Source organism: Umezawaea sp. NPDC059074, assembly GCF_042738955.1.
In the GTDB taxonomy this organism is placed as follows: domain Bacteria; phylum Actinomycetota; class Actinomycetes; order Mycobacteriales; family Pseudonocardiaceae; genus Umezawaea.
The window spans coordinates 25874-37451 of record NZ_JBHYHC010000009.1 but is presented as its reverse complement, the minus strand read 5'-3'; the positions used below and the strand labels follow the sequence as shown (position 1 = coordinate 37451).

General features: G+C 70.2%; 8 protein-coding genes and 1 riboswitch. All 8 genes read left to right on the top strand.

Annotated features, from left to right (window positions below; all coding sequences use genetic code 11):
- The first annotated feature begins 120 nt into the window (after window positions 1-120).
- Window positions 121-1914 (top strand): methionine--tRNA ligase, encoded by a 1794-nt coding sequence (metG, locus tag ACFWW9_RS06700; protein ID WP_390372396.1) that lies wholly within the window; start codon window positions 121-123, stop codon window positions 1912-1914.
- Window positions 1915-1967: 53 nt separating this feature from the next.
- Window positions 1968-2750: a TatD family hydrolase gene (locus tag ACFWW9_RS06695; RefSeq protein WP_390372393.1), complete on the top strand. Its 783-nt coding sequence runs from the start codon at window positions 1968-1970 to the stop codon at window positions 2748-2750.
- A 409-nt stretch (window positions 2751-3159) separates the two neighbouring features.
- Window positions 3160-4548, top strand: a complete 1389-nt coding sequence (locus ACFWW9_RS06690; protein ID WP_390372623.1) for a transglycosylase family protein — start codon at window positions 3160-3162, stop codon at window positions 4546-4548.
- Between the two features lie 46 nt (window positions 4549-4594).
- The gene (gene rsmA / locus ACFWW9_RS06685; protein ID WP_390372622.1) at window positions 4595-5431 is read left to right on the top strand and encodes a 16S rRNA (adenine(1518)-N(6)/adenine(1519)-N(6))-dimethyltransferase RsmA; all 837 of its coding nucleotides are present in this window, start codon (window positions 4595-4597) and stop codon (window positions 5429-5431) included.
- Between the two features lie 647 nt (window positions 5432-6078).
- A riboswitch (SAM riboswitch) is annotated at window positions 6079-6172 on the top strand.
- Between the two features lie 216 nt (window positions 6173-6388).
- On the top strand, window positions 6389-7399 hold the full coding sequence (locus ACFWW9_RS06680) for a methionine ABC transporter ATP-binding protein (protein ID WP_390372390.1): 1011 nt from the start codon (window positions 6389-6391) through the stop codon (window positions 7397-7399).
- A gap of 468 nt (window positions 7400-7867) precedes the next feature.
- A complete protein-coding gene (locus ACFWW9_RS06675) occupies window positions 7868-8665 on the top strand; it encodes a MetQ/NlpA family ABC transporter substrate-binding protein (RefSeq protein WP_390372388.1) in 798 nt (265 codons plus the stop codon).
- A 92-nt stretch (window positions 8666-8757) separates the two neighbouring features.
- Window positions 8758-9723, top strand: a complete 966-nt coding sequence (locus ACFWW9_RS06670) for a 4-(cytidine 5'-diphospho)-2-C-methyl-D-erythritol kinase (protein ID WP_390372386.1) — start codon at window positions 8758-8760, stop codon at window positions 9721-9723.
- A gap of 51 nt (window positions 9724-9774) precedes the next feature.
- A complete protein-coding gene (locus tag ACFWW9_RS06665) occupies window positions 9775-11547 on the top strand; it encodes an ABC-F family ATP-binding cassette domain-containing protein (RefSeq protein ID WP_390372383.1) in 1773 nt (590 codons plus the stop codon).
- Window positions 11548-11578: the final 31 nt, after the last annotated feature.

Genomic DNA, 11578 nt, shown 5'->3' with positions numbered 1-11578 from the left:
AAGGTTGAGTGCAACCTTTTGCGAGGTCAGCGCGTAGGAGACGGCCTTTTGTGACACAGATCACCCGTGGTCGGCCGACCGATGCGCGGGGTGTCGGTGGTCATCCGTAGGCTTACCCGCATGAGTGCCCCCGTGTTGACGGCGGTGGCCTGGCCATACGCCAACGGCCCCCGCCACATCGGCCACGTTTCCGGCTTCGGTGTCCCCTCCGACGTGTTCTCCCGCTACATGCGAATGTCGGGCAACCGGGTGCTCATGGTCAGCGGCACCGACGAGCACGGCACACCGATCTCGGTGCAGGCCGACCAGGAGGGCCTGACCACCCGCGAGCTGGCCGACAAGTACAACCGCGTGATCGCCGAGGACCTCCAGGGGCTCGGCCTCTCCTACGACCTGTTCACCCGCACCACCACCGGCAACCACTACAAGGTGGTGCAGGAGCTGTTCCTCGGCATGTGGCGCAACGGCTACATCGTGCCGAAGACGCAGATGGGCGCGATCAGCCCGTCGACCGGCCGGACGCTGCCCGACCGCTACATCGAGGGCACCTGCCCGATCTGCGGGTACGACGGCGCGCGCGGCGACCAGTGCGACAACTGCGGCAACCAGCTCGACCCGGCCGACCTGAAGAACCCGCGGTCGCGGATCAACGGCGAGGTCCCGAAGTTCATCGAGACCGAGCACCTGTTCCTGGACCTGCCCGCGTTCGCCGAGTCGCTGGGCGGCTACCTGTCCGGTCGCACGGACTGGCGGCCGAACGTGCTCAAGTTCAGCCAGAACCTGCTCGGCGACCTGCGTCCGCGCGCGATCACGCGCGACCTCGACTGGGGCATCCCGGTGCCGCTGGACGGCTGGCGCGACCAGCCGATGAAGCGGTTCTACGTGTGGTTCGACGCGGTGATCGGCTACCTGTCGGCCAGCGTCGAGTGGGCGCGGCGCAGCGGGAACGACGACGCCTGGAAGGAGTTCTGGACCGACCCCTCGGCACAGGGCTACTACTTCATGGGCAAGGACAACATCGTCTTCCACTCGCTGATCTGGCCGTCGCTGCTCATGGGGCAGAACGGCACCGGCGACAAGGGCGGCGTGCCCGGCTCCTTCGGGACGCTGAACCTGCCGACCGAGGTCGTCTCCAGCGAGTTCCTCACGATGAGCGGCTCCAAGTTCTCCACGTCCCGCGGCACCGTGATCTACGTGCGCGACTTCCTCCGCGACTTCGGTCCGGACGCGCTGCGCTACTTCATCTCGGTGGCGGGCCCGGAGAACCAGGACACCGACTTCACCTGGGACGAGTTCGTCCGGCGCACCAACTTCGAGCTGGCGAACGAGTGGGGCAACCTGGTCAACCGGTCGGTGTCGATGGCGCACAAGAACGTCGGCTCCGTGCCCCGCCCGACGGCCCCCACGGCGGCGGACGAGGAGCTGAAGGCCCTCTCGCGGGCCGCGTTCGAGACGGTCGGCGCGAACCTGCGCCGGTCCCGGTTCAAGCTGGCGTCGTCGGAGGCCATGCGGGTCGTCACGGCCGCGAACCGGTACCTGTCCGAGCAGGAGCCGTGGAAGGTCAAGGACGACCCGGACCGCCGCGACACGATCCTGCACACGGCCCTCCAGGTCGTGCAGGACGCGAACACGCTGCTCACGCCGTTCCTGCCGCACTCGGCGCAGAAGGTGCACGAGGCGCTGGGCGGCACGGGCGTGTGGGCCGCGCAGCCGCAGATGATCGAGGTCACGGACCTGGACGAGACGGACCGCAAGTACCCGATCCTGACCGGCGACTACGCGGGCGAGCAGGCGAGCTGGCAGTCGACGCCGATCGAGGTCGGCAGGCCGCTGGAGAAGCCGAGCCCGTTGTTCACGAAGTTGGACCCCGAGCTGGGCGAGACCGGTCCCGAGTGGGCCCCGATCGTCAAGTGACGTCGAAGAGACACGGTGAGCGACCACCGGTGCCGGAATCCCTCCCGGTGCCGGTGGTCGATTCACACACGCACCTGGACGCGTGCGGCGCGCGCACCCGTGAGGCCGTGGTCGAGGTCCTGGACCGGGCGACGGCCGCCGGGATCGACCGGGTCGTCACGGTCGCCGACGACCTGCCGTCCGCCCGCTGGGTCGCGGAGGCGTCCACGTGGGACCCGAGGGTGTTCGGCGCGGTCGCGCTGCACCCGACCCGGACGGCGGCGTTCGACGACGAGCAGCGGGACGAGCTGGCGAAGCTGGCCGAGCACCCTCGCGTGGTCGCGATCGGCGAGACCGGGCTCGACTACTACTGGGACTACTCGCCGCCCGCCGCCCAGCAGGACGCCTTCCGTTGGCACATCGAGCTTTCCAAGCGCGTCGGCAAGGCACTGATGATCCACGACCGGGACGCGCACGACGACATCCTGAGCATTTTGGACGCCGAGGGCGCGCCGTCCACTGTGGTCTTCCACTGCTTCTCCGGCGACCTCGACTTCGCGCGCGCGTGCGTGGAGCGCGGGTTCGTCCTGTCGTTCGCCGGGCCGGTGACGTTCAAGAACTCGGCGGCGCTGCGGGAGGCCGCGGAGTGGGTGCCGGAGGACCGGATCCTGGTCGAGACGGACGCCCCGTTCCTGACTCCCCACCCGTTCCGGGGACGCCCGAACGAGCCGTACGCCGCGAATTACACCCTTCGAGCAATCGCTACTCTCCGTGGTGTTGATCTGGGGGTGTTGGGGGCTTCGGTCACCCGAAATGCCGAGCGCGTGTTCGGACTTCGTGACGTGGCGTGGTCGTAATGGCGTTTACGACGAATGGCGCAGCGGATTGCTCCGCCGTTGGGGTGTCTCACATCACAACTCTGAACTGGGTGTTTGCGGAACTTCCCGACCTCCGTTACGGTCCCGTGACCGTGCCCTCCGAACGCTGAAGTCGCCGAGGAGACGCACACCCGTTGTCGGGGCGGGTACCACTGCCAGAAGCGAGTAGTCGAGACGAACGCACGGGAGTTGCCGAGGAGCAGTCGAGTTACTCCACTGCACGTCAGGTAGCACCCACGGTGCGCGGAGCGTCGGCTCCCGCCTTCATGGAGGTATCGACCCTGTGATCGAACGCGGCAGACCCCGCGCGGACGGCTCGGCGTACTCGTTCAACGACGACACCGACTGGTTCACCCCGGTGACCGGAACCGCCACCGCCACGGGCGTCATGGAGCCCCCGGCCTTCGTGGACCACCCGAGCTCGCCGGGCTTCACCGGCCTCGGCGTGACCCCGGCCGACGTGTACGAGGTGCTCGGCTCGGACGCCGACGCGCTGCTCGCCACGGCCAACGTGGACGTCGACGAGCTGATCCGCCTCATCAACGCCGAGACCACGCTCCTCCCGGCCATCGTCATCCCCGACGAGCTGCCCGAGGACCGCCTGGCCGCCCAGTTCGCCGCGGAGGAGCCCAGCGGGCCCCCAGCGGCGCTCGTGGAGGCCGTGAGCACGTGGAAGCGGAAGTTCCTCAAGGCGACCGTGCTGGCGCTGCTGGTGACCATCACCGGCGGCGGCGCGACCGCCATCGCGATGGACAAGTCGATCACGGTCGACGTGGACGGCCAGGAGAAGACCGTCCGCACGTTCGACTCGACCGTCGGCGACATCCTCGCGGAGGAGGGCATCGCGGTCGGCGAGCACGACGCGCTGAGCCCCGCCCCGAGCGCCAAGGTCGGCGACGGCGGGAAGATCACCCTCGACCGCGGCCGCATGGTCAAGGCGACCGTCGACGGTGAGCAGAAGGAGGGCTGGGTCCGCTCCGTCAACGTCGGCGAGGCGCTCGACCAGCTCGGCATCAACGACGACGGTGCCTGGGTCTCCGAGGACCGCGGCAAGGACGTGCCCCTCTCGGGCATGGCGCTGCAGGTCAAGAGCCTGAAGAACGTCACGCTGTACGACGGCGGCAACGCCCCGCGGCAGCTGAAGACCACCGCGCTGACGGTCGGCGAGCTCATGCAGGCCGAGAAGGTCTCCATGGGCGCCGAGGACACCGTCGAGGGCGGGATGGACCTCAAGATCGCCAACGGCGCCGAGATCCACATCAGCCGCACCGGCGTCTCCGTGGTCAACGTCGCCGAGCCCATCGCGCCGCCGGTCGAGGAGATCCTCGACGCGGAGATGAAGAAGGGCGAGACGAAGGTCGAGCAGGAGGGCGTCGCCGGCGAGGCGATGAAGTCCTACCGCGTCACGCTCAAGAACGGCCAGGAGGTGGGCCGCGAGGAGATCGGCTCCAAGGTCACCAAGGAGCCCGTCGCCAAGAAGGTCCGCAAGGGCACCAAGGCCCCGGCGACCCCCGTCATCTCCGACGGCAGCGACTGGGACCGGCTCGCGCAGTGCGAGGCGGGCGGCAACTGGGCCATCAACACCGGCAACGGCTACTCGGGCGGCGTGCAGTTCAGCCCCTCCACCTGGAACGCCTACGGCGGCGGCCAGTACGCGCCCGAGGCGTACCTCGCGTCCCGCGAGCAGCAGATCGCCATCGCCACCAAGGTCCGCGACGCGGCCGGTGGCGCGTACTCCGCGTGGCCCGGCTGCCGGGCGAAGCTCGGCTTGCCGTAACAATTGCCACGTGACTGAACAAGCGTCGTCGACCGGGCCGGGGAGCATGCTCCTCGGCCCGGCCGACGTTCGGCGCCTCGCGGCCGAACTGGACATCCGCCCCACGAAGAAGCTCGGGCAGAACTTCGTGCACGACCCGAACACGGTCCGGCGGATCGTGACGGTCGCGGACCTGACGCCCTCGGACGTCGTGCTCGAGGTCGGGCCGGGGCTGGGGTCGCTGACGTTGGCGCTGCTGCCCGCCTGCGCGTCCCTCGTGGCCGTGGAGATCGACCCGGTGCTGGCCGGGAGGCTGCCGGAGACGGTCGCGGAGCGGGCGCCGGGGCTGGCGGATCGGCTGCACGTCGTCCTCGGGGACGCGATGCGGGTGTCGGCCGCGGACCTGCCCGTCGCGCCCACGGCGCTGGTCGCGAACTTGCCGTACAACGTGGCCGTGCCGGTCGTGCTGCACCTGATGGCCGAGCTGCCGTCGTTGACCAAGGGGCTCGTGATGGTGCAGGCCGAGGTGGCCGACCGGATGGCGGCCGGGCCGGGGAGCAAGGTCTACGGGGTGCCCAGCGTCAAGCTCGCCTGGTACGCCGACGCCCGCAGGGCCGGGGCCGTGCCGCGCTCGGTGTTCTGGCCCGTGCCCAATGTGGACTCCGCGCTGGTGGCGTTCCGGCGGCGACCGGAACTGGTGTCCAGTGTGGACCGACGGGCGCTGTTCACGTTGGTGGACGCGGCTTTCGCCCAGCGGCGCAAGACGATGAGGGCCGCGCTGGCCGGGTGGGCCGGGTCCGCTGTGGAGGCCGAGCGGCGGTTGGTGATGGCGGGCGTGGACCCCGGCATTCGGGGAGAGCAGTTGAGCGTCTCGGACTTCGCGAGGATCGCGGCGACCGCCTGACCGGGGCCCCTCCGGCTGTGGCGTCGTTGGCCGACGACCGCGCCGAAGCAGAGGTCCTCCTGTTGTGAAGACCCCCCGACGCACACGCTACGGCGGGGGTACGACATTTTTTCGAGGCCGGTGCCGGCCTCGACGCGCGGGGCGGGTGTGGCCCTTGGATGGGGCGGCTTCGGATCGCGGCGACTGCCTGACCGGAGGCTGTCGTGTCACGGGCTGACGGTCATGGCGAGGCAGGGGTCCTCCAGCTGTGAAGACCCCCCGACACACACGCTACGGCGGGGGTACGACATTTTTTCGACGTCGGTGTCGGCCTTGGTGTGCGGGGCGGGTGTGGTCCTCGGGTCGGGTGAGCTCGGGGTCGGTGGGTGCGGTTGAGGCTCGGTCGAGGGTCGGTGTCGTGGTGCTTGATGCTGCTGGTCTGCTTGTGGCTGGTGTCCATCGTTTGAGCGACAGCGCTCGCTCGATTCACCTGTTCGGGTGCATGTGTGCCGGTTGATCATCGGCCAGTGGGCCGATCGGCCGTTGATCCAGGGGTTCGGTACCGGAACCGGGCGGTGATACTGGTCCGGAAGTGTGACTTCTCGAACGATCCCAGATTCTGGGCTGTTCGGGCTTGCGTTTGCGGTGTCGCGTCGGGTGTACTCGTGGTGCCATCCCGAGCGGCCGAGAGACCTGGCTCTTTGACGCCGCAGCAACCACCCGCTGGACGCGGGCAGGTGCTTCCGCCAGGCTCGATGGAGGATTACGTGCCCACGCAGGGAATGCTCACGAGGCGACGGACAGTCGACCAGTGCCGTCGCACGAACACGGGCTGTCGACGCTAACCGTTCAGGCGCCTCCTCTTCCCATCCCCTAGCTTCTACCCGAATTCCTCGCCGTCCTCATCGGACGGTCCTTTGAGGACGGCCGTCGCATGCCACAAGCGAGCGACGCCGCGCGTAGCCGTGGAGCGAAAACGTGATCACAGTCGAAAACCTCACCAAGTCCTTCGCCGGTCGCAGTGGCCCCGTCGTGGCACTGGACGGCGTCAGCCTCGAAGTCCAGGCCGGAACCGTGCTCGGCGTGGTCGGCCCCAGCGGAGCGGGCAAGTCCACCCTCGCCCGGTGCGTCGCGCTGCTGGAGCGCCCCGACAGCGGGGCGATCCGGGTCGACGGCACCGACCTCGCGTCGTTGGACGGCACCGCGCTGCGGGCCGCTCGTCGTCAGATCGGCGTTGTGCCGCAAGGGGATTCGCTGCTGCGGCAGCGGACCGCCGCGGGCAACGTGGCGTTGCCGCTGGAGTCCGCGGGCGTGCCGGGGCCGCAGCGCCGCAACCGCGTCGCCGAACTGCTCGACCTCGTCGGGCTGACCGACCGGGCGGGCAGCTACCCCGAGCAGCTCACCGCCGGGCAGCGGCAGCGGATCGCCGTGGCCCGCGCGCTGGCGGCCGGGCCGTCGGTGCTGCTGGCGGACGACCCGACCGCGTCGCTCGACCCCGACACCAGCGGTTCCGTGTTGACCGTGCTGGACCGCGCCCGCGCCGAGCTGGGCATCACCGTTCTCGTCGCGACGCACGACATGGCCGTGGTGCGGCGGATCTGCGACGACGTCGCGGTCCTCGACGGCGGCCGGGTCGTGGAGCACGGCAAGGTGCTGGACCTGGTGTCCGACGCCGCCAGCCGCACGGCCACGTCGTTGCTGCCCGCGATCGACCAGAACCCGTTGGCGGAGAGCCGTTTCGACCGCGTGGCGGACGTCGTGCTGGTCGGCTTCGCGGCCGTCGGCGCGCTGCTGCCCGAGGTCACCAGCCGGTTCGGCGTCGAGCTGAACCTGCTCGGAGGCGGGCTCACGCGGCTCGGTGAGACGCCCGTCGCGCGGTTCCGCGTCGGTCTCACGGGCGAGCGCTCGGACTCCGCGCTCGAGTGGATCTCCGAGGCCGGCGCGTCCGTCCAGCGCACCCTCAAGGGGCCGCAGGGCGTCGCCGCTTGAGCAGGACTTGAGGCTGGCCGCGGTTCACCGATCACGGTGGGGCGCGGCCAGACCTTTACCTGAGGAACTTTCCGGTTTCGTAACTCGGCTCGACAGTTGTCGCTCAGGGTCCCACTCCTCCGACTGTCGGTAGTCGGGCGCTCACCGCGCCGCCCACCAGTGGTGGAGCGGTGCAGGTTTTCTTGGACGAAAGTGCACCAGGCCCCTGTTTGGCCTGGTGAGACGCCTGGGATGGGTACGCTGCCGTCGTGCAGTCCCGCAAGGCCTCACCCGCGTTGATCGACGTCATCGGCGTGACCGCGATCTCCGCGTCGGACCTCTCCGCCACAGCCCGTGCACTAGACCAATGCCCGCACGGGTCTGTTCGGGTTCGTTGGCGAACGTCCGCCGATCCCCGCCTTGTGCGACCCGCCGGAACCGGCTGATCGCCGGCCGCTGAAACGTCGAACCACCTCACGAAGGAACCCAATGCGTATTCGTGCTGCCCTTGTCGCGCTGCTGCTGACGGCGGGCTGCGGCACTGGAGCCGCCGCGACCGACCCGCACACCGTGCTGCGGGTCGGTGTCAGTCCCAGCCCGCACGGCGAGATCCTCAAGCACGTGGCCGACATCCTGGCCAAGGACGAGAACCTCAAGATCAAGGTCGTGGAGTTCACCGACTACGTGCTGCCGAACACGGCGCTGGTCGACGGCGACATCGACGCCAACTACTTCCAGACCCAGCCGAACCTGGACGCGTTCAAGCAGACGACGGGCGCTCCGCTGGAGTGGATCGGCGCGGTGCACCTCGAACCGCTCGGCCTCTACTCCAAGAAGATCCACAAGCTCGCGGACCTGCCCACCGGAGCCAAGATCGGCATCGCGAAGGAGGGCCCGAACCAGACCCGCGGCCTCGCGCTGCTCCAGGCCAACGGGCGGATCAAGGTGCGAACGGGCACCGAGGCCACGGCGACGCTCCGCGACGTCGAGTACAACCCCGGACAGCTGGAGTTCGTCGAGCTGGAGCCGTCGGAGCTGCCGCGGTCGCTGGAGGACACCGACGCCTCCGTCGTGAACGGCAACTACGCGATCGGCGCGGGCCTCAAGCCGTCGCTCGACGCGCTCGTGCTGGAGAAGGCCGAGGGCAACCCCAACGCCAACGGCCTGGTCACCCGCACCGAGCTCAAGGACGACCCGAGGATCGCCGAACTGATCGGGATGCTCCAGTCGAAGCAGGTCAAGGACTACATCAAGCAGAAGTTCTCCGGGACCGCCCTACCCGTCTGACCAGTGCGCCAAGGCCACCCGGCCCCGCCGGGTGGCCTTGGCTACAGCCCGATGCGAGCGAACACGTCCTCGACGCCCGTAGGCTGCAAGGCGTGCTCGCCGTAGTCCCACCCCCGGTCACCGTCCGCGTCCCGGCCAAGGTCAACCTCCACCTGGCCGTCGGGAACCTCCGCGCTGACGGCTACCACGACATGGTCACGATCTTCCAGGCGTTGTCGCTGCACGACGACGTCACGGTCGCGATCGCCGACGACCCCGGTGTGGAGGTGCGCGGCGAGGGCGCCGACTCCGTGCCCACCGACCCGTCGAACCTCGCCTGGAAGGCCGTTCAGGCCCTGGCGGCGCACGTGGGGCGCGATCCCGAGGACCCGAAGGTCCGCGTGGTGATCCGCAAGAACATCCCCGTCGCGGGCGGCATGGCGGGCGGCAGCGCCGACGCGGCCGCCGCGCTGGTCGGGCTGGCGAGCCTGTGGAAGCTGGAGATCGGCCGCGACGAGCTGGCGACGCTGGCCCGCGGCATCGGCGCGGACGTCCCGTTCGCGCTCTACGGCGGCACGGCGCTCGGCACGGACCGCGGCGACCAGATCGTCCCCGTGCTCGCGCGGCACCCATTCCACTGGGTCATCGCGTTCGACAAGGGCGGCCTGTCCACGCCCGAGGTGTTCGGCGAGCTGGACCGGCTGCGCGCCGACGGCAACCCGCCGCGCGTCGGCGACGCCGAGGCCGTTCTCGAGGGCCTCGCGTCCGGTGATCCCCGGCAGCTCGCGCTGCTGCTGGGCAATGACCTCCAGGCCGCCGCGGTGTCGCTGCGGCCGAACCTGCGCCGCACGCTGCGCGCGGGTGTCAACGCGGGCGCGCTCGCGGGCATGGTGTCCGGGTCCGGGCCCACGTGCGCGTTCCTCTGCACGGACGCCGATTCCGCCGTGCGCGTGGCCGCCGAGCTGGCGGGCGCGGGCGTGTGCCGGACCGTCCGCGTCGCGCAGGGGCCGATGCCCGGCGCCCGCATCGTGGCCACCGAGGAAGCGCACCGGCCGGTGCCCCCCGAAGTCCACGCCTGAGTCCTCCCGCTCGTCTCTCCTCCCCGTCAACCCTGAAGGTGCGCTTCCACCATGGCCAACTTGGTCAACCTCGAGTCCGTGTCGAAGTCGTTCGGTATCCGCCCGCTGCTGGACGGGGTGTCGCTGGGGGTCGGTGACGGCGACCGGATCGGCGTGGTCGGGCTCAACGGTGGCGGCAAGACCACCCTGCTGGAAGTGCTGGCGGGGTTGGAGGAGCCGGACGAGGGCCGGGTGAGCCAGAACCGCGGCCTGTCCATGGCCGTGGTGACGCAGCGGACCGAGCTGCCCGAGGGGTCGACCGTCCGGCACGCGGTGATCGACCCGCTCGGTTTCGACGCCGAGCACGAGTGGGCGGCCGACGCCCGCGTGCGGTCCATTTTGGACGGTCTCGGCATCACCGCGCTGGGCCTGGACTCCCCGGTGGGCACGATGTCCGGTGGCGAGCGCCGCCGGGTGGCACTGGCCGCCGCGTTGGTGCGGGACCTCGACCTGCTGGTGCTGGACGAGCCGACGAACCACCTGGACGTCGAGGGCGTGCGGTGGCTGGCGCAGCACCTGCTGGCCCGCAAGTCCGCGCTCGTCGTCGTCACGCACGACCGCTGGTTCCTCGACACCGTGTGCACGCGCACGTGGGAAGTCGTTGGGGGACAGGTGGAGCAGTACGACGGCGGTTACGCCGACTGGATCTTCGCGCGCGCCGAGCGGGGCCGGTTGGCGGACACGATGGAGGAGAAGCGCCGCAACCTGGCCAAGAAGGAACTGGCCTGGCTGCGCCGCGGAGCACCGGCCCGGACGTCCAAGCCGCGCTACCGCATCGACGCCGCCGAGGCGCTGATCTCGGACGTGCCCGCGCCCAGGGACAAGGTGGAACTGCTGGCGTTCGCCAAGCGCCGCCTCGGCCGCACGGTGCTGGAGCTGGAGGACGCCACGCTGACGGTCGGGAACCGGACGCTGGTGAAGGACCTGACGTGGCGGATCGGCCCCGGCGACCGGATCGGCCTGGTCGGCGTGAACGGCTCGGGCAAGACCACCCTGCTGCGCCTGCTCGCGGGTGAGCGGGAGACCGAGACCGGCCGCCGGATCATGGGCCAGACGGTGAAGCTCGCCCACCTGACCCAGGAGCTGCACGACCTGCGCGGCTCCATGCGGGTCCTGGAGGCCATCGAGGAGGTCGCCCGGCGGGTCGTGCTGGGCAAGCAGGAGATGTCCGCCTCCCAGCTCGGGGAGCGCTTCGGCTTCTCCTCGCAGAAGCAGTGGACGCCGGTGTCGGACCTGTCCGGCGGCGAGCGGCGGCGGTTGCAGCTGTGCCGCCTGCTGATGGCCGAGCCGAACGTGCTGCTGCTCGACGAGCCGACCAACGACCTGGACATCGACACGTTGCAGCAGTTGGAAGACCTGCTCGACTCGTGGCCGGGCACGCTCGTGGTGATCTCGCACGACCGGTACCTGGTGGAGCGGGTGTGCGACCAGGTCGTGGCGCTGTTCGGCGACGGCGGCCTGACCGACCTGCCCGGCGGCATCGAGGAGTACTTGCTCCGCCGCGACTCCCAGCGGGAGCTGGCCGAGTCGCGGGAGAGCGTCGCCGCGGCCCCGGTGGTGTCCAGCGCGGCGGACCAGCGGGCGGCCCGCAAGGAGCTGTCGAAGCTGGAGCGCCGGATGACGGCGTTGCAGAAGAAGGAAGCGGAACTGCACGCGGCTCTCGCGGCGGCGGCCACGGAGCCGGACCGGCTGCTGGCGCTGGACGCCGAGCTGCGCGCCGTGCACGCCGAGGTCGCGACCGTGGAGGAGCAGTGGATGGCCGCGGCGGAACTGGTGGAAGGCTAGGACGTACTCCTCGGCCCCCGATCGCGTGATC